Source organism: Bradyrhizobium sp. S3.12.5, from assembly GCF_040548225.1.
Taxonomy (GTDB): domain Bacteria; phylum Pseudomonadota; class Alphaproteobacteria; order Rhizobiales; family Xanthobacteraceae; genus Bradyrhizobium; species Bradyrhizobium cytisi.
Genome location: NZ_JBEPRF010000001.1, coordinates 400,001 through 421,403, shown reverse-complemented (window position 1 = coordinate 421,403; position 21,403 = coordinate 400,001). Strand labels below are relative to the sequence as shown.

The following is a 21,403-nucleotide window of genomic DNA, read 5'->3' as shown; positions in this document are numbered from 1 at the left end:
GCATCAGAAGCTCTTTGACACGAACAGGAGAAGGGTGCCGAGCAGGCCCAGCATGAGAGCCGCACCGAGAAATTGCGGAACGCGAAAGACCCGCATTTTCGCCGTGGCGGTCTCGAACAGTGCGAGGAAAAAGCCCGCAGCCGCGAGCTTGACGAGGTAGGCGACGGCGCCGATGGCATAGGACAATGGACCGGTACCGAAGACTGCTATCTTCCAAGGCAGGAACACGCATGCGATCAGCGAGATATAGAGCAATAGCTTGAGAAAGGCGCCGAACTCGATCATCGCGAGATGACGGCCCGAATATTCGAGAACCATCGCTTCGTGCACCATGGTGAGCTCCAGGTGCGTCGCAGGATTGTCGACCGGAATTCGCGCGTTCTCCGCCAGGGCCACCATGATGAGCGCGATCACCGCCATTCCCAGCGATACCCGCAAGCCGACATACGACGAGGCCATGAAATTTGCGACCGTCGAAAGTTGGGTCGAGCCGGCAACCAGGGCAACACAAAATACAACCAGCAGCATCGCCGGCTCCGCCAGTGCAGCGATCATGACTTCGCGGCTGGCGCCGATGCCGCCAAAACTGGTGCCGACGTCCATGCCGGCCAGTGCCAGAAAGAAGCGCGCGCTTCCGAGCAGCGCCACGATGGCAATCAGGTCCGCCGTCCAGTTGAAGAGAAGGCCGGTGGCGAACGTCGGCACCAGGGCTGCGGCAACCCAGATCGCGGCGAAGGTCACATAGGGTGTTACGCGGAACAGCCAGGAGGCGTTGTCCGCCAGCACCACTTCCTTGCGGAGCAATCGCAGGAGATCCAGATACGGTTGAAAGACCGACGCTCCCTGGCGACGCGCCAGGCGGGCCTTCATCTTGCGCACAAAGCCGGTCAGCAGCGGCGCCAGCAGCAGCACCAGAAGCATCTGCACGCCTTGCACAAGAATGTCCGGCATCACGACCATATTGCGAGGACCAGAAGGAGTGTGACGAGGGTCGCAAAAACCAGGCTGAGATACCGCCGGATGGTCAGGAACTGCAGGCGATTGAGTTTATCGGCAGCGAAGCCAACGACGCCCGCTATCGGCTCATACATTCCCTCCCAGATCAGATCGTGCGATTCGATTCGCAGGCGCGCTGGCCTGATATCCCCGGGGGCCGGCATCTCGACATGATCGCGGGCGTGGAACACGAGCGTACCGAAAACGCGGCGAATGGGCTGAGCGAAGCTTCCGCCCGAATATTGGGCCGCGGGTGTCGGATCGGAAAACCCACAGCCCCAGGCCGGACCCCGCCTTAACGCATGAGAGGCAAAGCGATGAATAAAGACAACGGCGAACGAGGCGGATATCGCGATGAACACCATAACAAGCAATCCATTGTATGAACTGCGACTCTCCGCAATCGGCACGATCGAAAGCCAGGGCTCGTTGATCTGGATCGGCATGCGGCCACCGAGGATCTGTAGCGTGATCGGCGAAAGCGCGTCGATCACCAGCCCCGGCAAAATTCCGGCCAGCAAGCAAAGCGCGGCGAGGATGAACATTGCCGAAAGCGAGTAGTGGTCGACTTCCTCCGCGGTTTCCGCCGCCACGCTACGTGGTCGCCCAAGAAAGGTCACGCCGTATGCCTTGACGAAACACGCCGCGGCTAACGCAGCAGCCAGGGCCAATAGAGCACCGACCGCAGGCACGGTGATCTTCAGCGCCCATTGCGGCAACTCCGGGCTCTGCAGCACGGCCTGGAACATGAGCCATTCCGAGACGAAGCCGTTGAAGGGTGGAAGCGCCGATATCGAGACACAGCCGACGAGAACGGCGAAGCTTGTGAACGGCATGCGGTGAATGAGACCACCCAGCTTGTCCATGTCCCGCTCGCCGGTCGCGATCAGGACGGCACCGGCGCCGAAGAAAAGCAGACTCTTGAAGAAGGAGTGATTGAGAACGTGAAACAAGGCAGCAGCGAACGCGAGCGCGGCCAGCAGTTTCAGGCCGTTGGCCTGGAAGGCCAATGCAAGGCCGAGGCTTGCGAAGATGACGCCGATATTTTCGATCGTGCTGTAAGCGAGCAGGCGCTTGAGGTCCTTTTCCATCATCGCATACAAGATGCCCATTACGGCGGTGATGCCGCCAAGAGAAAGCACGATCACACTCGCCCACCAGCTCGGCTGTCCCAGCAGATCGAATACCACGCGAATAAAGCCGTAGATCGCGACCTTGGTCATGACACCGCTCATCAGCGCCGAAACGTGGCTGGGCGCTGCCGGATGAGCGAGCGGTAGCCAGACGTGCAGCGGCACCAGGCCGGCCTTTGAACCGGCTCCGAGCAGCATCAGGATCAACACCAACGTGGCCACGTAGGGCGTATGTTGAGCCGCGCGAATGGCGGCAAATTCGTAGTCTCCGGCCGGTCCCGCCAAAAGGCCGAAGGCCAGCAGCAATGCGAGCGTGCCGAAGCTCGCCATGACGAGGTAGACGTAACCGGCTTTCGCGTTGCCCGGTTCACGATGGTGCGCCATGACGAGCGCCCAGGACGCGAGCGACATGAATTCCCAACAAAGCAGATAGGAAAACGCGTCGCCCGCCAGCACCACAAGATTCATTCCTGCTAGAAAGGCGGGGAAGAAGGGCAACACGCGCTGCGGAGCCTCCTCATGATGGCCGTAACCGAGACCATAAAGGCTTGCCGATGTCCCTCCGAGATTGACGACAACAAGAAAAAACGAAGCCAGCCCGTCGAGCCGGAAATGGGCGCCAAGCCACGGCAATCCGATTGGGAGGGTCAGATCGGTGGCGTTCGTCGTATCGCCCAGCAACCAGTGAATGGATCCAATCAACGCAATCGCAGACGCGGCTAACGTCGCGCTATAGATGATGGCCGTGGCGATCGTTGAGCGGCTGAGAACAATCGCCAGGACTGCCGATCCAAGCATTCCGGCGACACAGAGCATTTGCAAGACGACAGCCGACATTACCTGCGCGCCTTCATTCCGCTTGGTGCTTTGTTTTCTATCCGATTGCTCAAATAGATTTTTGCCGATCCAGAATTGACTTTCAGGCGCACCCCGCGTCCCTCGGCGCTACTGACCGCCCCTTCGTCTATCAACTCAATGCCGGCGGCGTCGAGAGCCGCGATCAGCTTCACCAGCGAATCGACATTGCCCCGAACCATTTTCTCACTGGCCTCCATACGTTGGATGGTTGGCACCGAAAGCCCGGACATTTCTGCGAGCCGGCGCTGATCGATGCCGAGGAGCACCCTCGCCGCTCGCAATTGAGCCGCTGTAATCATCGGATTGCACTACTATCCGGGTTCGATCGAATACTATGCATCATCCCTGCATCGTAATTAATCATGTTATATTGTCAAGAAGTGATATTTAAAACATCTAATCTAAGCGCAAACGCCTCCGGGAATTGTCGGCATCCAATGCGTCGCGCGCAATGACGGTGGAAATTCGTGAAGGGCGCGGCGTTGGCCCGGTTCGACAGCCTGCGTAATGCCAAGGGCGGGACGCCGACACCCGCGCTTAGGCTCGAGATGCAACGCGCGATGCAGACCTACGCGACGGTGTTTCGGTCGCGAAGCATTCTGCAAGAAGGCAGGCAAGTCTTGGCTGGAGTGCCCGACACTATCGGCCGAGCCCCGCAAGCCAGTCCCGCCCCTCGCCATAGAGCTTCTCGACCTCGGGGCCGGTCAGGCCCGGCATGTCGCGCTTGACCTTGTAGCCGATCAGCTCCTGCATGTAGGCGAGGTGGCGGTAGCCCTCAGGCAGCGCGGCGAGCGCCTTTTGGTCGAGTTGAAGTGTTGCGGCGGGATCGACCGGATCAATCCGGTCCTTCTCGTAGATCGGCTGGCGGCGCACGATGCCCCATTTGCCAATACCTGATTGGTCATGCCGCTTCTCCACGAAATCGTAGAAGCGGCCGGTGCAGACGACGTCGCAGAGCACGTCGTGCACCAGGGCCCGCTGTGAGATGGTCATCTTGGTTTGCGCAATGGCCCGCTCGCCGGCGAGGTCGATGCTGGTGCCGCCGAGGAAATGCAGGATGCGCACGCCCTTGGCAAAGCCCTCCTGGCTGACGCGCATAAAATCCCGCGCCGGCCCCTGAAACCAGGTGGCGGACATCCAGCCTTCTTCGTGCCAGACCGTGGCAAAGCGCTCCCAGTCACCGGCGTCGCGCCACACCGCCCAGTTCTCGACGAGGTCGCGGATGGCGAGGCGGTCGAGGAGCTGCTGGTCCATGGGCACGTCTCCGATGAGGGCAATGCGAGGTATGAGCGGTGAACACGACGCGCGTCAAGCAGCCCGAGCAGGCACGGAAGATCCGGCGTGCCTTGCAGCACGCCGGATCGAATCATCATCGTCAGATAGCTCGCCGCAGCGCCTATTACGCCGCCGGCGCCTTCGGCGTGCGGTTGCGCGAGTTGCGCTGGAAGAACAGCGCCTGGCTTGCCACCGCCGACACCATCGCGGGCTGGAACGGCTTTGAGATCAGGAAAGCCGGCTCCGGACGCTCGCCGGTGAGGAAGCGCTCCGGATAGGCGGTGATGAACACCACCGGCACCTCGAAGGTGCGGAGCAGTTCGTTGACGGCATCCAGACCCGACGAGCCGTCGGCGAGCTGGATGTCGGCGAGGATGAGGCCCGGCCGCTTGTTCTTGGCCAGCGCCACCGCATCGGCATGGGTGCGCGCGACGCCAACGACATTGTGACCGAGATTCTTCACCAGGCTCTCGAGGTCCATGGCGATGAAGGTCTCGTCCTCGATGATCAGGACGTCTGTCGCGATCTCGGCCGCCATCTCGCGGCCGGCGGCATCGGCCAGCCGCCGCGTCTCGGCGACATCGGTCGCGAGAATATAGGCGACTTCCTCTTCCGAAAATCCTTCGAGCGAAAGCAGCAGGAAGGCCTGCCGCGGCAGCGGCGTGATATTGGACAGCCGCCGCTCCGGCGGCATCGGCAGTGTCGCCACCTCGGCGTCGTCATTGACCGAGACGGAATTCCAGATCTGGGTGAACAGCCGGAACAGGCCGGCGCGCGGCCCATGGCTCTCGTCGAGCACCGACGGATCCCCCAGCATGGCTTCCAACATGGCTGCGACATAGGCGTCACCGGAGGCCTGGCTGCCCGTCAGGGCGCGTGCATACCGGCGCAACAACGGCAAGTGCTCAGCAACAAGCTGCGAACGGGACATCCCCACTCCATTCATTTCGGGCCAGCCTCAAAAATCAGGAACTACAAGGGGGAGACCCGGGTTCCCCTACTGGGGCTAATTACGCTTCAGGATAAGAAAAGTTCCCATGGGCCTGGGAACTTTTTGTCGAAGCTCGAATTGAACTCATCCAGGGAACGGCTCCCGGTTGAGAAAACTTCTCGATTTTGCAGTCACTTAACTCGGGGAAACGTGGAACAGGTCATGAAAGATCTCAAGTCTCAAGCCAGCAAAAGCACGACCCCCGGCAAGGGAGGCCTCACTCCGGAGATCCAATCCCGGATCGGGCACCAACTGCGCGCCATGTACGACGACGTCGTGCGGCAGGGGGTTCCGGACCGGTTCGCGGAGCTCATCAAGAGGCTTGATGCGCCGGGAGGTGGATCCCAGAACGAGAATGGGGCTGGGGGCTCCAACGACAACAATGGGAGGGATTAATGCCTCTCACGAACTCCCTGCGTGACGACATCCTCGCGGCCGTGCCGAGCCTTCGCGCGTTCGCGATCTCGCTCAGCGGCAATGCGGACCGCGCCGACGATTTGGTTCAGGAGACGCTGTTGCGCGCACTCGCCAACATCGACTCATTCCAGCCCGGCTCCAACCTGCCGGCGTGGCTGTTCACGATCCTGCGCAACCTATTCCGCTCCGACTATCGCAAGCGGCGGCGCGAGGTCGAGGATGCCGAGGGCAACTATGCGAAGACGCTGAAGACGCAGCCCTCGCAGAACGCACATCTCGAGTTCGAGGAGTTTCGCACCGCGCTCGAGAAGCTTCCGCAGGACCAGCGCGAAGCGCTCATCCTGGTCGGCGCCTCTGGCTTCTCCTATGAGGATGCGGCCTCGATCTGCGGCTGTGCGGTCGGCACCATCAAGAGCCGCGTCAACCGCGCGCGCTCGAAGCTCGCCGCGCTGCTCTATGTCGACGGCGCCGAGGACTTCGGGCCCGACGAGACCGTGCGCGCCGTAATCGGCGGCAGCGGCGGATAGCGCGTCAATCGACTGAAGGCGACAGCTGTGAAGGCGGCTGTTTGCGCGATCGCCTTTACGTGCGTGTGGGCAGTTTATTTCCGCTCAGTCACTTCTCGACGAACGTCACTGTGTCGACGACGGTTGCGCGCGTGGTGCGGTAGCTGTTGACCTGGTGCGCGTGGTCGGCATAGCCGAACGAGATGCCGCAGACGACACGGCGGTCGTCGGACAGGTTGAAGTGACGACGGATCAGGCCGGAATGGCGCGCAAGTGCTGCCTGCGGAATCGTGCCGAGCCCGAGCGCCTGGGCCGCGAGCATGAAATTCGACACGTAGGCCCCGCAATCGATCGCACCGTAGATGCCGAGCGGCTCGCTGGTGTGAATGATCGCGACATGCGGTGCGCCGAAGAAATTGTAATTCTCCAGCGCCTGCCTGGCGTAGCCCATCTTGTCGCCGCGGGGGATGCCCAGCGTGTTGTAGAGCTGGAATCCGCTCTCGCGGCGGCGTTCGAGATAGACGCCGACATATTCACGCGGCGGCGTGAAATCATAATCGTCGCCGAGGCCGCCCGATGCCTCCTTGTAGATCAGCTGGCGGAAGCGCTCCTTGGCCTCGCCGCTGGCGATGATGACCTGCCAGGGCTGGCTGTTGCACCAGGATGCGGTCCGCTGTGCCGTGGTCAGCACATGCTCGATGGTGGCGCGGTCGACATCTTTCGGCAGGAAAGCGCGGACGGAGTAGCGCTCGTTGAGGAGCCCTTCTAGCACGCCGATGCGGTCTTGGGTCTGATTTGCTTTAGCGTCCATTGCCTAGCTCGCTTTCGTGCCCCGGACGCGACGCAGCACGAAGTGATGCGGCGCAGAGCTGGGGCCCATTGTGGCTCCTGGGTCCCGGCTCTGCGGAGCGGCACTTCGCGCCGCACCGCGTCCGGGACACAAGATCTCTTATCTACCCTTGGTCGGGATCTTGTTATACGGCACATCCTTGTCGACGCGGATGTCGCCGGGCAGGCCCAGCACGCGCTCCGCGATGATGTTGCGCAAAATCTCGTCGGTGCCGCCGGCGATGCGCATCGAGGGCGAGGACAGCAGCATCTGCTGGAATTGCCCCTGCGCCGTTTCCTCGTCCACGCCCGTGAGAACACCGGCCGCGCCCTGGAGGTCCATCGCGTAGGTCGCGATGTCCTGAAGCATCATGCCAGACACCAGCTTGCCGATGGAATTCTCCGGGCCCGGCCGCTCGCCCTTGGACAGCGACGAGATCGCGCGGTAGCTGGTGTATTTCAGCCCGCTCGATTTCACCGCCCAGCTCGCAAGCTTCGAGCGCACGGCGGGATCGTCGATGGCAAGGCCATCCTCCAGCATCAAATTGGAGCAGAACTCGAACAATTCAGGCACGCCGGTCGCAAGGCGCGAGCCGATCGACATGCGCTCGTTCATCAGCGTGGTCAGCGACACGCTCCAGCCCTCGCCGACGGCGCCGAGCCGCTGGCTGTCGGGAATCACGACGTCGGTGAAATAGACCTCGTTGAACTCCTGCATGCCGTTGGCCTGCTTGATCGGCCGCACCTCGACGCCGGGGCTCTTCATGTCCAGGAAGAACATGGTGAGGCCCTTGTGCTTGGGCACGTTCGGATCGGTGCGCACGATCAACAGACCGAAGTCGGAATAATGTGCGCCCGAGGTCCAGATCTTCTGGCCGTTGACCACCCAATTGTCGCCGTTCTTCTCCGCGCGCGTGCGCAGACCCGCAACGTCGGAGCCGGCCGATGGCTCGGAGAACAGCTGACACCAGATCTCCTCGCCCGCGGCGAGCTTCGGCAGATAACGGCGCTTGGCATCTTCGCTGCCCCAGGCCATCACGGTTGGGCCGCACATGCCCTCGCCGATCTGGAACGGCTGCGTCAGCTTGCCGTAGACGCCCTCCTCCTGCTGCCAGATCACGCGCTCGATCGGCGTGGCGCCGCGGCCGCCATATTCCTTCGGCCAGTGCAGGCAGGCCCAGCCGCCCTCTGCCTTCTTCTTCTGCCAGGCCTTACCGACCTCGACCATGTCATGCTTCGCAAGCCTGATGCGGCCGAGCGAGGATTTTGACAGCTCCTGCTCGAACTCCCTCGGCGCGTTGGCGGCGACCCATTTGCGCGCGGTCTCGCGGAATGCGGCTTCCTGCGGCGTGTCGTCGAAATTCATGGCGGACCTCTAACCTCTTCCCTTGGTCGGGATCTTGTTGAATGGCACGTCCTTGTCGACACGGATATCGCCGGGCAGACCCAAGACCCGCTCGGCGATGATGTTGCGCATGATCTCGTCAGTGCCGCCTTCCACGCGCGTCCCCGACGCACGCAGCAGCATCGCCTGAAAACGGCCGGCGACTTCGGCATCTTCCGGACCGCTGACGACACCGCTCGCGCCCTGCAGATCCAATGCGTAGGCCGCGACGTCCTGGATCATCGAGCCCGCGACCAGCTTGCCGATGGAATTTTCCGGACCCGGCCGCTCGCCCTTCGACAGCGCCGAGATCGCCCGCATGCTGGTGTAGCGCAGGCCGCTCGCCTTCACCGCCCAGTTGGCGAGCTTCGAGCGCACCGCGCGGTCCTCGATCGCAGGGCCGTCATCAAGCATCAGGCTCGAGCAATACTCGAACAGCTCCGGGAAGCCGGTCGACACGCCCGCACCGATCGACATGCGCTCGTTCATCAGCGTCGTCAGCGAGACGTTCCAGCCGTCGCCGACCTCGCCGAGGCGCTGATGGTCGGGGATGCGAACATCGGTGAAATAGACCTCGTTGAAGTCGGAGGCGCCGCTCGCCTGCTTGATTGGCCGCACTTCGACGCCGGGGCTCTTCATGTCCAGGAAGAACATGGTGAGGCCCTTGTGCTTGGGCACGGTAGGATCAGTGCGGGTGAGCAGGATGCCGTAATCTGAATAATGCGCACCCGAGGTCCAGATCTTCTGGCCGTTGATGAGCCAGTCGTCGCCGTCCTTTTCCGCGCGCGTGCGCAAGCCTGCGACGTCCGAGCCGCCGGCGGGCTCGGAGAATAGCTGGCACCAGACCTTTTCGCCGGAGGCGAGCGGCGGCAGATAGTTGCGCTTATGCTCCTCGCGCGCGAACGCCATCATGGTCGGCCCGCACATGCCGTGGCCGATGATGAACATGCCGGAGAGCTTGCCGAACGGCCCTTCTTCCTGCTGCCAGATCACACGCTCGATCGGCGAGGCGCCGCGACCGCCATAGTCCTTCGGCCAGTGCAGGCACGCCCAGCCGGCGTCGGCTTTCTTCTTCTGCCAGGCTTTTGCCACTTCAAGGATATTGGCGTTCTTGAGCTGGGTGCGGCCGAGCGAGGATTTGCGCAGCTCGTCCTCATATTGCTTGGGCGCGTTCGCGCCGATCCAGGCGCGGGCAGTGGCTCGGAATTCGGCTTCCTGCGCGGTGTCGTCGAAGTTCATGGCGTTGTCCTTCGCTTACGCCGCGTTCTTCTTGCGCATGCGATCGATCAACTGATCTTCCCAATAGGACAGGCTGCCGAGCCCAAGTGCCATCGCGTTGGCGCGGCGGTAGTACATGTGGCAGTCGAACTCCCAGGTGAAACCCATGCCGCCGTGAACCTGGATGTTGTTCTTGGCGCAGTGCTGGAACGCCTGCGTCGCGCTGATGCGCGCGGCGGCGGCGGCTTCCGGCAGCTCGGCCGCGTTGGTCGAGAGTGCCCAGGCACCATAATAGCTATTGGAGCGCGCCAGCGTCGCCGAGACATACATGTCGGCCAGCATGTGCTTCACAGCCTGGAACGAGCCGATCTGGCGGCCGAAAGCGATACGGTCGAGTGCGTAGTCGCGGCCCATCTCAAGCGCGCGGTCGGAGCCACCGACCTGCTCGAAGGCGCACAGCACCGCGGCACGATCGAGAATCTGAGTGAGGATGCTCCAGCCTTCGCCGGCAGCACCGAGCGGCTCCGCCTTGCAGTCCTTGAAATTGATCTCGGCCTGCCCGCGGGTCGGATCGAGATTGGTGAGGCCTTTCACCTCGACGCCGCCGTCCCCAAGATCGACCAGGAACAGCGAAATGTCGCCGTCGCGACCGCTGGAGCCCGTCCGCGCAGCGACCACCGCGAAGTCGGCGATCGCACCATCCGCAACCGGCTTCTTGACGCCGTTGAGCACGCCATTCGCAGCGGTCAGCTTGACGTTCTTCGGCGCCGGATTGCCCTTGCCCTCGAACAGCGCCAGCGTGCCGATCGCCTTGCCCGAGGCGATCGCAGGCAGCCACCTCTTCTTTTGCGCGTCGCTGCCGGCAATCAGCAGCGCTTCGGCGGCAAGATACACGGTCGAAGAGAACGGCACCGGCGCATTGGCCCGGCCCATCTCCTCCGCGATCACGCAGAGCTCGAGATGACCGGCGCCCGCGCCGCCGAACTCCTCGGGGATCGCGACGCCGAGAAAGCCCATTTCGGCGAGGCCCTTCCACAGCTCCTTGTCGTATGGCGCCTTGCCGTCGAGCACGACGCGCACCGCCTTGGGCGAGCATTTTTCAGCGAGGAATTTGCGCGCCTGGTCGCGGAGCTGCTTCTGGTCGTCAGAGAAATCGAAGTTCATGGCCCGTACCCGTGTTGAATGATGTCGATTACTTGAGAATGATGATGTCCTGGTCAGGCTTGTCCGCATAGAGCCGATCGACTAGCGCAGCGCGGCGTTCCAGGCCGGCGCGCTGGTTGATGTAGCCCTTGTCGGTGAGCTCATTTCCGTCGATCGAGGGCGGCTCGGCCATCAGCGTCGCGCGCGCGATGATGCGGCTGCTGGCGCCTTCGCACTCCTCGTTGTGGGCCTCTAACCCACGCCTGAAGCAGACAATCACCTCGGGATGCTTTACAGCATCCTCGAAGCTGAGATCGGCATTGCCGACGAGCTGGCGGCACGCATGCAGGTTCGGCCAGGCGAGGAGCCCGATAAAGGCACGGTCCTGTCCCGCGACCAGCGCGTCATGCACGACGGGCGTCGCCGCGGCGATCGCATCGGTGCGGAGCGAGCCGACATGCACGAAAGTGCCGGTGGTGAGCTTGAAGTCCTCGACCACGCGCCCGGCAAAGATGATGCCCTTCACCGGATCGGCATCGTCGACGAAAATACCGGCATCGCCGATGCAGTAGAACCCCTCCTCGTCGAACATCTTCTTTGTGAGATCAGGCTGACCAAAGTAGCCGGGCGTGACATTGACGCCGCGCAGGCGCAGCTCGTATTTCGAGCCGCACGGCACCATCTTCAGCTCGACGCCGGGGAACGGCAGGCCGATCAGACCGACGCGCTCGGTGTCCCAATAGGTGCCGGTCGAGGTCGGCGCAGTCTCGGTCGAGCCCCAGCCGGTATAGAACACGACGCGCTCGCCGGTGGTCTTTACCGCGAGAGCCTGCATGCGGTCGTAGAGATCGTCGGGCAGCCTCGCGCCGCCATAGGCCATGATCGACAGGTTCTTGAAAAACGAATGGCACAGCGCATCGTCCTTCTCCATCGCAGCAGCGAGCGCCGCGTAGCCGGCCGGCACGTTTGCGTAATAGGTCGGCGAGATCTCGCGCAGGTTCTTGATAGTCTCTTCCAACTGCCCCGGCATCGGCCGGCCGTCGTCGATATAGAGCGTGCCGCCCTCGACCAGCACCGGGTGGAATGCGGCATTGCCGCCCATCGTGTGATTCCAGGGCATCCAGTCCAGCACCGTGGCGAGCGGACCGCCCGGCCTGCGCGGCCGCACCTGCATCATCATCGCTGCATTGGCGCACATCATCTCTTGCGTGTTGATGACGGCCTTGGGCATGCCGGTCGAGCCCGACGTGAACAGTAGCTTGCCGACGGTATCGGGCGTGATCTTCGCGATCGATGCGTCGACATCAGGCGTCACCGGCGTGACTGCAAGCTCGGCAAAGCTGACGCTCTTGACGCCATCGCAGGGCCGCACGACGTGAACGACGGTGACGCCGGTGAGATCGAGCGCTTTCAGCGCCTTCTCGAAGGTCGGGCCGTCCTGCACCATCACCACGGCCGGCTTGATCAGGTCGAACAGGTATTTCAGCTTGACATGATCATGGCTCATTAACGAATAGGCCGGCGACACTGGAGCCGCCGGGACGCGCGCCTGCATCGCGGCCTGCGTCATCAGCGCGTGCTCGATCGAATTGCCGGAGAGGATCGTGACAGAGCGTCCCTCGAGCTTGAGATTCAGCAGCGCCTGCGTCAGCGCATCGACGGTGCGCTTGGCTTCGCTATACGACACCTTGCGCCACTCGCGATTGGGACCGCCGCGTTGCGCCAGCCAGATGCGCTGCGGCGCTTGCTTCGCCCACTTCGCGAGCGAGGCCGGAAGATGCTTCTCGTAAGCCTGCAAGGGAATGCGCGACTTGAGCACCACTGTGCCGTCAGCGCGGCGTTCGACATCGATGTCGCGCGCGAGCCACTCCACCTTGCGAAAGGCGGGTTTCGTCATCACCGCCGCCGCGCTTCCACTCATTTTGCGTCTCCCGGAATTATTGTCCTTTGCGGATCTTCGTTGTTCAGTGCTTGATATAGACAGGCTTTCGCTTCTCAAGGAAGGCCCTGATGCCTTCCGAAAATTCCTCGGAGCGGCGCGCCATCGTGGCCTTAAGGTCGAGGCCAGCACCAAAATTCTTGCTAGGTCGCTGACCGAGAACTCGCTTGGGTGCGGGGTCTGCCTCCACGGACACATACCCCTCATCCGGCGCTTCGCGCCACCTTCTCCCTCAAGGGGAGAAGGAAGAGCAGCCCTACCGCGGCGCCATGCGGATCGCGCCATCGAGACGGATGGTCTCGCCGTTGAGCATCGGGTTCTCGACCATGTGCACGGCGAGCGCACCGTATTCCTTGGCATCGCCAAGGCGCGAGGGATGCGGCACCTGGGCCCCCAGGCTCTTGCGGGCTTCCTCGTTCAGGCCCATCAGCAACGGCGTGAAGAACAGGCCGGGCGCGATGGTGTTGACGCGTATCTTTTGGCTGGCGAGGTCGCGCGCGGCCGGCAGGGTGAGGCCGACAACGCCGCCCTTCGAGGCCGAATAAGCAATCTGACCGATCTGGCCTTCATAGGCAGCGACAGACGCCGTGTTGATGATGACGCCGCGCTCTTCACCGATCGGCTCGATCGTGACGAGGCGCTCGGCGAACAGGCGCAGGCAGTTGAACGTGCCGATCAGGTTGACGTTGATGATGCGTGCGAACTTCTCCAAGGGATAGACGCCGTCGCGGCCGACGATGCGCTGCGAGCCGCCGATGCCGGCGCAGTTCATCAGCACGCGGGCAACGCCGTGCGCGGCTTCCGCCTTCGCTATCGCCGCCTTGATCTGCTCCTCGCTGGTGACGTCGGCATGGAGCGCGACGCCCTTCACTTCGGCGGCGACCTTCTCGGCGTTATCCTTGTTCTGGTCGATCACGCCGATCTTGGCGCCCTTGGCAGCCATGGCGCGCGCGGTCGCTTCACCAAGACCCGAACCACCACCGGTGATGAGAACGGCTACGTCTTTCAATTCCATGACAGGCTACCTTTCCTTGGGCGTTTCTTCTCTAGACTTGAGAGTGATGGCCGGATTATCCGACCGCGGCAGCTTCCTCGGCTTGCGTGAGGATGCCGCCGCAGATCAGCGTTTCCATGTGCTTGATATATTGCCGGCAGACGTCGTCGGTGACCGGGCCGACGCCGGTCGCGCGAGACATCGCGTGCCGGCCGAAGAACAGGTGGTCGCAGGCGCCGATCAGGCTGGTGTAGAACAGCACCGGATCGGTGGCGCGGAACTCGCCGCGGCTGACGCCCTCAGCGAGCAGGCGGCGATGAAAGTCGAGCAGCGGTGCGACGAAGAATTTTGAAACTTCGTCCGCGGAGCCGGCAACGCTCTCGTGCAGGAGATAATGGATCAGCCGGTTCATGTAGGGAAACCGGTGATAGGCGCGGATGATGCCGCCGATATGCAGCTTCAGCTTCGCCGTGGAGGTGATCTGCTGCGCCAGCAGATATTCCAGATTGGACATTTCTGTCGCGGCGTCGCGCGCGAGCAGCGCCAGCAGCAGGCCGTCCTTGTTGCCGAAATGATATTTGACCAGCGCGGCATTGGCACCGGACTTCTGGGCGATGTCGGAGAGCGAGATCTCGATCGAGGAGCGTTCGATCATCAGCTCGCTTGCGGCCATGAGCAATTTCTCTGCCGTAGAATTCTTTCCGCCCGGAAGCCTGTTCGGTACGCTGGTAGTCACGGAGATCCTTTGTTCTCGGCGCTTGAAGCGGGCCGCAGATAAGCCCAAGCAGCGCCTCCCCACAAGAGTTAATTGATCGATTGACTAAACGATATGCCGTCCATTAAATCCGCCCCCGACAACCCAAACCAATTCAGAACAATCATGGGAGAGACCGAAATGGCCGAGGCTTATATCGTCGCCGCTGCGCGTACCGCGGGCGGGCGCAAGGGGGGCCGCCTCGCCGGCTGGCATCCGGCCGATCTCGCCGCAAAGGTGCTCGACGAGCTGGTCGATCGCACCAAGGTCGATCCTGCGCTGGTCGAGGACGTGATCATGGGCTGCGTGATGCAGGTCGGTGAGCAGTCCAACAACGTCGCGCGCAACGCGATCATGGCCTCGAAGCTGCCGGAGAGCGTGCCGGGTACCTCGATCGACCGCCAGTGCGGCTCCTCGCAGCAGGCGCTGCATTTCGCGGCGCAAGCCGTGATGTCGGGCACGATGGACGTGGTGATCGCGGCCGGTGTGGAATCCATGACGCGCGTGCCGATGGGCCTGTCGTCGCAGCTCCCGGCCAAGAACGGCTTTGGCAATTACAAGAGCCCGGGCATCGAGCACAAATATCCGAACATCGTGTTCAGCCAGTTCACCGGCGCGGAGATGATGGCCGAGAAATACGGCCTGTCGAAGGACGATCTCGACGAATATTCCTACAACAGCCATCAGCGCGCGATCGCGGCGACACAAGCCGGTTACTTCAAGAAGGAGATCGTGCCGCTCGAGATCACCCGTGCCGACGGCAGCAAGGACACCCATCACATCGACGAAGGCATCCGCTTCGACGCCACGCTCGAAGGCATCAAGGGCGTCAAGCTGATCGCCGAGAACGGCAAGCTCACCGCGGCGAGCGCCAGCCAGATCTGCGACGGCGCCTCCGGCGTGATGGTCGTGAACGAGCGCGGCCTCAGGCAGCTCGGCGCCACGCCGCTGGCGCGCATCCACCACATGACCATGACTGGCGGCGATCCCGTCATCATGCTCGACGCGCCGCTGCACGCCACCAAGCGCGCATTGGAGAAGGCCGGCATGAAGGTCGGCGACATCGACCTGTTCGAGGTCAACGAGGCCTTCGCTTCGGTGCCGACCGGCTGGCTGAAGACCACCGGCGCCGATCCGGCACGCCTCAACGTCAATGGCGGCGCGATCGCGCTCGGCCATCCGCTCGGCGGCTCCGGCACCAAGCTGATGACGACGCTGGTCCACGCCCTGCATCAGCGCGGCAAGCGCTACGGCCTGCAGACCATGTGCGAAGGCGGCGGCATGGCGAATGTGACGATTGTGGAGCGGCTGTAAGAAAACAAAAGCGAATAGTGAGTGGCGAGTAGCGAATTGTGATTGGGCGAAGAGCAGTTTCCCCTTCTTCCCTATTCGCCCTTCGCTACTCGCCATTCGCGCGCTAAATCTTCGCCACGGTCTTCGGCCAATATTTGTCGCGCGGATGCCGCTTCACCAACTTGCCAGTCGGCGCGCCTCAATCAAACAAGCTGGGCGTGTGGTTCACCAGCGCGCCTTCGATCTCGAGCATCTTCAGCTTGGTCACCACGCCGCCATTTGCCGAGAAGCCGCCGGGCTTGTTGCCGGCCGCCAGCACGCGATGGCAGGGCACGACGATCGGACACGGGTTGTGCCCGAGCGCCTGGCCGACGTCGCGCGACAGCTGGACGCCGCCCAGCTGCTTGGCGATGTCGCCATAGGTGATGGTCTTGCCGGGCGGGATCGCGCGGGCGATCTCGTAGACGCCGCGGTTGAAGTCGGGCACGCCGTCGAGATCGAGCGGGATGTCTGTGAGGTCATCCGGCTCACCCGCGAGCAGCTTGACGATGCGGTCGATCGCCTGCTGCACTTCAGGGGTCGGCTCGGCCTCGCTGGCGTCGGCGTGGCGCTGGCTGATGCGGGTGCGGATCTTCTCCTCGCCGCCCATCGGCAGTTGCGTGCCGTTGATGCCGCGCGGGCCCCAGGCGATGGCGCAGAGGCCGATCCTGGTGTCGAACAGTGCAAAATGCTGGTCGGTCATGGCTTGGTTCCTGAGCTCGCGTCCTTGTCGCATGCCCCCATCGTGATCTCAGCCTAAATCTAGGCTTGGAAATAGTTGCGATCCACCCGATTTCCGGGAATCTTGCACAGGAGTTCCGCCCCGTTCTGCGAGCCAAGAATGCAAAGCCTCCACGTCAACGGATACGATATGCCCTATCTCGACGTGGGCGAGGACAGAGGCGGCCCGCCGCTGGTCTGCGTGCACGGCTCGCTGTCCGACTTCCGCATCTGGGGCTGCGTGCTCGGGCCGCTGACGCGGCGGCACCGGATGGTCGCTGTCAGCCTGCGGCACTTCTTCCCGGCCCAATGGGACGGCATCGGCGACACCTATTCGATTGCCCAGCACGTCAGCGACGTCATCGCCTTTATCGAGAAGCTCGATCTCGGCCCGGTCGATTTGATGGGACATTCCCGCGGCGGCCACATCTGCTTCCGTGTCGCGCAAGCGAGGCCGGATCTGCTGCGGCGGCTCGTCCTCGCCGAACCCGGCGGCGAGCTCGATGCGAGCCTCGATCCCGAGTATGTCGGCGGCCCGTCGCCGCTGCTGGCGCGGTTCACGGCCTCGGCCGAGAAGATCGCGGCCGGCGATGTCGATGGTGGCCTCGCCGTCTTCGTCGACACGCTCGAAGGACCCGGCACCTGGTCACGGCTGCCGGCGATGGTGAAGCAGAATTTGCGCGACAACGCCTATACCTTGATCGGCCAGGTCCGCGACAATCGCCCGCCGTTCTCGAAGGCGGATGCGGAGGCGATTCAGATGCCGACGCTGTTCGTCCTGGGCGCGCGAACCAGGGGCCTGCTGCCAAAGGTGCTGCATGCGCTCGCCGCACATGTGCCCTATTCCAGGACGGCGATCATTCCGAACGCGACGCACCCGATGTTCGAGCAGGCGCCGGTGGAATTCGCCGAGGCGGTGCGCAGGTTCCTGGCGGAGTAGCGGGCGAGACTATTTTTGCCGAAAACAACCCCATGCACAGTAGACCGCCCCAATAAAATCAAAGACTTGGTGATATCAAAAACAAAACAAAACAGGAGGACGACCCATGAAACTGTCCGAGGCGCAATTGGAGTTCTTCCAGCGCGAGGGCTGGCTGTTCCTGCCCGAATTGTTCAGCCAGGAGGAGGTCGATTTGCTCGCGCGCGAGGCGGTTGGCATTTACGACGCCGACCGGCCAGAGGTCTGGCGCGAGAAGAGCGGCGCGCCGCGCACGGCCTTTGCCGCGCATCTCTACAATGAGGCGTTCGGCATTCTGGGGGCGCATCCGCGCATGATCGATCCCGTGGAGCAGGTGTTCGGAGAGCCTGTCTACATGCACCAGTTCAAGATCAACGCGAAATCGGCCTTTACCGGCGACGTCTGGCAATGGCACCAGGATTACGGCACCTGGAAGCGCGACGACGGCATGCCGGAGCCGCGCGCGATGAACATCGCGATCTTCCTCGACGAGGTGATGCCGATCAACGGACCTCTGATGCTGGTGCCGCAGAGCCAGAACGCCGGCGATCTCAAGGCCTCGCATGACCTCGCCACCACGTCGTATCCACTGTGGACGCTGGACGAGGACACGGTGACGCGGCTGGTCAAGCAGGGCGGCATCGTCGCGCCGACCGGCAAGGGAGGCGGCATGCTGATGTTCCACGGCAATCTCGTGCACGGCTCGGCCGGCAACATCACGCCCTACCCGCGCAAGATCGTGTACCTGACGCTGAACGCGGTCTCGAACTATATCCGCACCCCGACGCGGCCGGACTACATCGCGCACCGCGATTTTGCGCCGATCAGGAAGGTGGACGACGACGCGCTTCTGCGGCTGGCCCGTGCGCCACGGCAGGCGGCGGAGTAAGGTATCGTGCCCCGGACGCAGCGCAGCGTCTCTTCGACGATGCGCTGCTGAGCCGGGGCCCACGCCACGCGGATAGTTTTTCTCTGGGTCCCGGCTCTGCGGAGCGGCACTTCGCGCCGCACCGCGTCCGGGACACGATCATAATCGGAATCCCCCATGAACCTCTTCCGCCTCCTCCAGGCCCGCGCATCCGCCGGCAAGCCTGTCCGTGTCGCGCTGATCGGCGCCGGCAAATTCGGCTCGATGTTTCTGGCACAGGTACCGCACACGCCGGGCCTGGACGTGCCCATCATTGTCGACATCGACCGCGAGCGCGCGCGCGAGGCCTGCCGCACCGTCGGCTGGAGCGCCGAGCGGATTTCGGCCACCGTCTTCACCGATGACGGCGCACGCGCCATCGCTGGCGGCGCGATGGATGTGGTGGTGGAGGCGACCGGAAATCCGGCCGTCGGCATCAAGCATGCGCGCGCCGCGATTGCGGCCGGCAAGCATATCGTGATGGTGAATGTCGAGGCCGACGTGCTCGCCGGTCCGCTGCTCGCCGAAGAGGCGCGGAAAGCAGACGTCGTCTATTCGCTCGCCTATGGCGACCAGCCGGCGTTGACGGCGGAGATGGTGGACTGGGCCCGCGCCACCGGCTTTCGCGTCGTCGCCGCCGGCAAAGGGACAAAATATCTGCCGGCCTATCACGACGTGACGCCGGACGGCGTCTGGCAGCATTATGGCCTCACCGCCGGCGAAGCGCAGTTGGCCGGCATGAATCCGCAGATGTTCAACTCCTTCCTCGACGGCACCAAGTCGGCGATCGAGATGGCCGCGATCGCGAACGCCTGCGGTCTCGACGTGCCGGCGGAAGGACTGTTGTTTCCACCCTGCGGCGTCGATGATCTCCCGCACATCATGCGGCCTCGGTCGCGCGGCGGCGTGCTGGAGCGCTCCGGCGTGGTCGAGGTCGTTTCCTCGATCGAGCGCGACGGAAGGCCGGTGTTTCGCGATCTGCGCTGGGGCGTCTATGTCGTGCTGGAGGCGCCGAACGACTACGCCGCCGACTGTTTCAAGCAATACGGCCTGAAGACCGACGGCAGCGGACGCTTCGCTGCGATGTACAAGCCCTATCATCTGATCGGGCTCGAGCTGAACATCTCGGTGCTGTCGGCCGCGCTGCGGGGCGAGCCGACCGGCCAGCCGCACGGCTTCCGCGGCGATGTTGCGTCCGTGGCCAAGCGAAACTTGCGCGCCGGCGAGATGCTGGACGGCGAAGGCGGCTACACCGTGTGGGGCAAGCTGGTGCCGGCGGCCTCGAGCCTGAAGGCGGGCGCTCTGCCGATCGGGCTGGCGCATCGGCTCAAGCTGAAGCAGGACGTCGCCCATGGCGAGATCGTGCGCTGGAGCGACGTGGAGTTCGACGCCAACAACGAGACGATCAAGACAAGGAAGGCGATGGAAGCGGCGTTCGCGAGATAAGCAGTCATGCACTCTGTCATTGCGAGGCGCTGATCAGCGAGAAATGGCGGAAATGACGAAAGCCCCGGAGGTGTTTCCAGGGCTTTTTGGTTGTCAGGTCTTGTAGGGTGGGCAAAGCGCAGCGTGCCCACCAATGTCTATCGCGATCCGCCGAGGGATGGTGGGCACGGCGCGTTGCGCCTTTGCCCACCCTACAGCGCCGACGTGCCCCGAACGCAGCGCAGCGTCCCTTCGACGATGCGCTGCAGAGCCGGGGCCTATGTTGCTTCGAATCCGTGGCTCACTGGATCCCGGCTCTGCGCGGCAACGCTACGCGTTGCAGCGCGTCCGGGACACGAGAGCTACGGTCTCAGTTCTGATCGTCCCCTAGCGCCGCCACCAGCTTGTCGTAATACTTGCCGACGAGATCGATGTTGGCCTTGTTCTCGATTGCGGGCGCCGGGGTCTTCAGGGCCTGGTTGAGCTCATCGAGCGCTTCCTTCTTGTCCTTGGCCGGCATCTTCTTGTCGCCCTCGACCTGCGCGATCTGCGACTTGATGACGGCTTCGGCGCCGACATATTTCTTGCTGGCGGGATCGAAGCCGCCGAGCACCAGGCTGATGTTGTCGACGACGTTGTTGTAGTCGTCATAGCTGGCGAAGCCGTGCTTCTTGGCGACGCCGTCGAGCTGGGCGATCACCTTCGCGTCGGGCGCGGTGTTCTCCGGCAGCTTTGCCGTGATCGCGTCCATGTCCTTCTGCGCGGCGAGCACACCGTCGAGCTGCTTGTCGGTCAGCGCCATCTGCTTGAGCGTGGGAGCTTGCTCGGGCGCGGCCTGTTGCGCCGGTGCGGGCTGCTGCTTGGCCTGCGCGAACGCGGCGCCGGAGGAGGCGAGCGTGGCTGCGGACAGAAGGCACGCGACGCCGAACGCAGTGAGGGCGGGACGAAGCAATGCTGGCATGGAAGTCTCCTCCTGAGGGGGATGGCTGGTTTTGATGGCGGAAGGGATTTGGCCGTCGAGGGTGTAGACGGTCGGAAGCTAGGGAACTCGAAATGAACTCCACATGAACTCAGCGTGTCCCTGCTAGCGGGCGATCATGGCTGAATGATCACAACCCTGTGGAGCCGCCAGCGATCACCAAACATTGTTCTGCGTGCAATTGGACTGTTGTGCGGACAGCTCGTCCCGGATCATGCTCGAGCGCATCGAGAAGAGAGAAAAGCATGCCGGCCTATCAAGGCGCCTGCCATTGCGGCGCGGTGACGTTCAGGCTCGTGTCGGATATCACCGAGCTCACGACCTGCGATTGCTCGTTGTGCAGGCAGAAGAACGCGCTGATGACGAAGGTGCATGAGAGTGCGCTCACCGTGCTCTCGGGCGAGGATCTGCTGTCGGTCTACGAATGGAATACGCGCCGCGCGAAGCATTTTTTCTGCTCACGCTGCGGCATCTACACGTTTCACCGCAAACGCGCGGCCCCGGATCATTTTGGAGTCAACGTGTTCTGCCTGGAGGATTTTGATCCGACTTCGGTTTCGGTGCGCGCTACCGAGGGAATCGGGATGTCCGTGGTGGATCCGAACGCGCGGAGCCAATGGCCCGGGCCTCGGGTAATCGGCTAACG

The 21,403-nt window shown here is 63.1% G+C and carries 21 protein-coding genes; 7 read left to right on the top strand and 14 right to left on the bottom strand.

Annotated elements, in window-relative coordinates; genetic code table 11:
* Positions 1-3: 3 nt before the first annotated feature.
* The 5 genes from ABIC09_RS01975 to ABIC09_RS01955 all read right to left on the bottom strand — a co-directional run bounded on the left by ABIC09_RS01975 (position 4) and on the right by ABIC09_RS01955 (position 5,193).
* Entirely contained in the window at positions 4-960 is a 957-nt protein-coding gene (locus tag ABIC09_RS01975; RefSeq protein WP_354108225.1) for a respiratory chain complex I subunit 1 family protein, read from the bottom strand.
* Positions 951-2,966, bottom strand: coding sequence for a hydrogenase 4 subunit B (hyfB, locus tag ABIC09_RS01970; RefSeq protein WP_148751740.1), 2,016 nt, complete (start codon positions 2,964-2,966; stop codon positions 951-953). The genes ABIC09_RS01975 and hyfB overlap by 10 nt, the downstream gene beginning before the upstream one ends.
* Positions 2,966-3,286: a helix-turn-helix domain-containing protein gene (locus ABIC09_RS01965; protein ID WP_354082540.1), complete on the bottom strand. Its 321-nt coding sequence runs from the start codon at positions 3,284-3,286 to the stop codon at positions 2,966-2,968. Before ABIC09_RS01965 ends, hyfB begins: the two co-directional genes overlap by 1 nt.
* Before the next feature lie 340 nt (positions 3,287-3,626).
* On the bottom strand, positions 3,627-4,241 hold the full coding sequence (locus ABIC09_RS01960; RefSeq protein WP_148751739.1) for a nuclear transport factor 2 family protein: 615 nt from the start codon (positions 4,239-4,241) through the stop codon (positions 3,627-3,629).
* 145 nt (positions 4,242-4,386) lie between these two features.
* Positions 4,387-5,193, bottom strand: coding sequence for a response regulator (locus ABIC09_RS01955; RefSeq protein WP_187434896.1), 807 nt, complete (start codon positions 5,191-5,193; stop codon positions 4,387-4,389).
* A 222-nt stretch (positions 5,194-5,415) separates the two neighbouring features.
* Between ABIC09_RS01955 and ABIC09_RS01950 the strand changes: the two genes are divergently transcribed.
* Positions 5,416-5,649 carry a NepR family anti-sigma factor gene (locus ABIC09_RS01950; RefSeq protein ID WP_187434895.1) on the top strand — a complete coding sequence of 78 codons (234 nt, stop codon included), beginning with the start codon at positions 5,416-5,418 and terminating at the stop codon, positions 5,647-5,649.
* Positions 5,649-6,197 (top strand): sigma-70 family RNA polymerase sigma factor, encoded by a 549-nt coding sequence (locus ABIC09_RS01945; protein WP_128954138.1) that lies wholly within the window; start codon positions 5,649-5,651, stop codon positions 6,195-6,197. Before ABIC09_RS01950 ends, ABIC09_RS01945 begins: the two co-directional genes overlap by 1 nt.
* Before the next feature lie 88 nt (positions 6,198-6,285).
* Here ABIC09_RS01945 and ABIC09_RS01940 read toward each other — a convergent pair whose 3' ends face one another.
* From ABIC09_RS01940 to ABIC09_RS01910, 7 genes are all read right to left on the bottom strand, one after another.
* Positions 6,286-6,987 (bottom strand): nitroreductase, encoded by a 702-nt coding sequence (locus tag ABIC09_RS01940; protein WP_354108224.1) that lies wholly within the window; start codon positions 6,985-6,987, stop codon positions 6,286-6,288.
* A gap of 138 nt (positions 6,988-7,125) precedes the next feature.
* Positions 7,126-8,370 carry an acyl-CoA dehydrogenase gene (locus ABIC09_RS01935; protein WP_354108223.1) on the bottom strand — a complete coding sequence of 415 codons (1,245 nt, stop codon included), beginning with the start codon at positions 8,368-8,370 and terminating at the stop codon, positions 7,126-7,128.
* A 9-nt stretch (positions 8,371-8,379) separates the two neighbouring features.
* Positions 8,380-9,627: an acyl-CoA dehydrogenase gene (locus ABIC09_RS01930; protein ID WP_354108222.1), complete on the bottom strand. Its 1,248-nt coding sequence runs from the start codon at positions 9,625-9,627 to the stop codon at positions 8,380-8,382.
* Positions 9,628-9,642: 15 nt separating this feature from the next.
* Positions 9,643-10,770: an acyl-CoA dehydrogenase family protein gene (locus ABIC09_RS01925; RefSeq protein ID WP_354108221.1), complete on the bottom strand. Its 1,128-nt coding sequence runs from the start codon at positions 10,768-10,770 to the stop codon at positions 9,643-9,645.
* 28 nt (positions 10,771-10,798) lie between these two features.
* Positions 10,799-12,670 (bottom strand): AMP-binding protein, encoded by a 1,872-nt coding sequence (locus ABIC09_RS01920; protein ID WP_354108220.1) that lies wholly within the window; start codon positions 12,668-12,670, stop codon positions 10,799-10,801.
* 274 nt (positions 12,671-12,944) lie between these two features.
* Positions 12,945-13,703, bottom strand: a complete 759-nt coding sequence (locus ABIC09_RS01915) for an SDR family NAD(P)-dependent oxidoreductase (protein ID WP_212327383.1) — start codon at positions 13,701-13,703, stop codon at positions 12,945-12,947.
* A 55-nt stretch (positions 13,704-13,758) separates the two neighbouring features.
* A complete protein-coding gene (locus ABIC09_RS01910; protein WP_246229909.1) occupies positions 13,759-14,355 on the bottom strand; it encodes a TetR family transcriptional regulator in 597 nt (198 codons plus the stop codon).
* A 222-nt stretch (positions 14,356-14,577) separates the two neighbouring features.
* On the opposite strand from ABIC09_RS01910, the gene ABIC09_RS01905 reads away from it, so the two are divergent.
* Entirely contained in the window at positions 14,578-15,750 is a 1,173-nt protein-coding gene (locus ABIC09_RS01905; protein WP_354108219.1) for an acetyl-CoA C-acetyltransferase, read from the top strand.
* 178 nt (positions 15,751-15,928) lie between these two features.
* On the opposite strand, the gene ABIC09_RS01900 is transcribed toward ABIC09_RS01905, so the two are convergent.
* The gene (locus ABIC09_RS01900; protein WP_354082549.1) at positions 15,929-16,471 is read right to left on the bottom strand and encodes a methylated-DNA--[protein]-cysteine S-methyltransferase; all 543 of its coding nucleotides are present in this window, start codon (positions 16,469-16,471) and stop codon (positions 15,929-15,931) included.
* 138 nt (positions 16,472-16,609) lie between these two features.
* On the opposite strand from ABIC09_RS01900, the gene ABIC09_RS01895 reads away from it, so the two are divergent.
* From ABIC09_RS01895 to ABIC09_RS01885, 3 genes are all read left to right on the top strand, one after another.
* On the top strand, positions 16,610-17,428 hold the full coding sequence (locus ABIC09_RS01895; RefSeq protein WP_354082550.1) for an alpha/beta fold hydrolase: 819 nt from the start codon (positions 16,610-16,612) through the stop codon (positions 17,426-17,428).
* Positions 17,429-17,534: 106 nt separating this feature from the next.
* On the top strand, positions 17,535-18,335 hold the full coding sequence (locus ABIC09_RS01890) for a phytanoyl-CoA dioxygenase family protein (protein WP_354108218.1): 801 nt from the start codon (positions 17,535-17,537) through the stop codon (positions 18,333-18,335).
* A gap of 156 nt (positions 18,336-18,491) precedes the next feature.
* The gene (locus ABIC09_RS01885; protein ID WP_354108217.1) at positions 18,492-19,799 is read left to right on the top strand and encodes an NAD(P)H-dependent oxidoreductase; all 1,308 of its coding nucleotides are present in this window, start codon (positions 18,492-18,494) and stop codon (positions 19,797-19,799) included.
* Positions 19,800-20,148: 349 nt separating this feature from the next.
* On the opposite strand, the gene ABIC09_RS01880 is transcribed toward ABIC09_RS01885, so the two are convergent.
* On the bottom strand, positions 20,149-20,739 hold the full coding sequence (locus ABIC09_RS01880) for a hypothetical protein (protein ID WP_148751722.1): 591 nt from the start codon (positions 20,737-20,739) through the stop codon (positions 20,149-20,151).
* A gap of 263 nt (positions 20,740-21,002) precedes the next feature.
* On the opposite strand from ABIC09_RS01880, the gene ABIC09_RS01875 reads away from it, so the two are divergent.
* The gene (locus tag ABIC09_RS01875; protein WP_354108216.1) at positions 21,003-21,401 is read left to right on the top strand and encodes a GFA family protein; all 399 of its coding nucleotides are present in this window, start codon (positions 21,003-21,005) and stop codon (positions 21,399-21,401) included.
* The last annotated feature ends 2 nt before the right edge of the window (positions 21,402-21,403 follow it).

Bases quoted from the DNA above. Each gene is read 5' to 3' on its own strand.
- ABIC09_RS01975 (WP_354108225.1), bottom strand. From the start codon at position 960: ATGGTCGTGATGCCGGACATTCTTGTGCAAGGCGTGCAGATGCTTCTG.
- hyfB (WP_148751740.1), bottom strand. From the start codon at position 2,966: ATGTCGGCTGTCGTCTTGCAAATGCTCTGTGTCGCCGGAATGCTTGGA.
- ABIC09_RS01965 (WP_354082540.1), bottom strand. From the start codon at position 3,286: ATGATTACAGCGGCTCAATTGCGAGCGGCGAGGGTGCTCCTCGGCATC.
- ABIC09_RS01960 (WP_148751739.1), bottom strand. From the start codon at position 4,241: ATGGACCAGCAGCTCCTCGACCGCCTCGCCATCCGCGACCTCGTCGAG.
- ABIC09_RS01955 (WP_187434896.1), bottom strand. From the start codon at position 5,193: ATGTCCCGTTCGCAGCTTGTTGCTGAGCACTTGCCGTTGTTGCGCCGG.
- ABIC09_RS01950 (WP_187434895.1), top strand. From the start codon at position 5,416: ATGAAAGATCTCAAGTCTCAAGCCAGCAAAAGCACGACCCCCGGCAAG.
- ABIC09_RS01945 (WP_128954138.1), top strand. From the start codon at position 5,649: ATGCCTCTCACGAACTCCCTGCGTGACGACATCCTCGCGGCCGTGCCG.
- ABIC09_RS01940 (WP_354108224.1), bottom strand. From the start codon at position 6,987: ATGGACGCTAAAGCAAATCAGACCCAAGACCGCATCGGCGTGCTAGAA.
- ABIC09_RS01935 (WP_354108223.1), bottom strand. From the start codon at position 8,370: ATGAATTTCGACGACACGCCGCAGGAAGCCGCATTCCGCGAGACCGCG.
- ABIC09_RS01930 (WP_354108222.1), bottom strand. From the start codon at position 9,627: ATGAACTTCGACGACACCGCGCAGGAAGCCGAATTCCGAGCCACTGCC.
- ABIC09_RS01925 (WP_354108221.1), bottom strand. From the start codon at position 10,770: ATGAACTTCGATTTCTCTGACGACCAGAAGCAGCTCCGCGACCAGGCG.
- ABIC09_RS01920 (WP_354108220.1), bottom strand. From the start codon at position 12,670: ATGAGTGGAAGCGCGGCGGCGGTGATGACGAAACCCGCCTTTCGCAAG.
- ABIC09_RS01915 (WP_212327383.1), bottom strand. From the start codon at position 13,703: ATGGAATTGAAAGACGTAGCCGTTCTCATCACCGGTGGTGGTTCGGGT.
- ABIC09_RS01910 (WP_246229909.1), bottom strand. From the start codon at position 14,355: ATGGCCGCAAGCGAGCTGATGATCGAACGCTCCTCGATCGAGATCTCG.
- ABIC09_RS01905 (WP_354108219.1), top strand. From the start codon at position 14,578: ATGGCCGAGGCTTATATCGTCGCCGCTGCGCGTACCGCGGGCGGGCGC.
- ABIC09_RS01900 (WP_354082549.1), bottom strand. From the start codon at position 16,471: ATGACCGACCAGCATTTTGCACTGTTCGACACCAGGATCGGCCTCTGC.
- ABIC09_RS01895 (WP_354082550.1), top strand. From the start codon at position 16,610: ATGCAAAGCCTCCACGTCAACGGATACGATATGCCCTATCTCGACGTG.
- ABIC09_RS01890 (WP_354108218.1), top strand. From the start codon at position 17,535: ATGAAACTGTCCGAGGCGCAATTGGAGTTCTTCCAGCGCGAGGGCTGG.
- ABIC09_RS01885 (WP_354108217.1), top strand. From the start codon at position 18,492: ATGAACCTCTTCCGCCTCCTCCAGGCCCGCGCATCCGCCGGCAAGCCT.
- ABIC09_RS01880 (WP_148751722.1), bottom strand. From the start codon at position 20,739: ATGCCAGCATTGCTTCGTCCCGCCCTCACTGCGTTCGGCGTCGCGTGC.
- ABIC09_RS01875 (WP_354108216.1), top strand. From the start codon at position 21,003: ATGCCGGCCTATCAAGGCGCCTGCCATTGCGGCGCGGTGACGTTCAGG.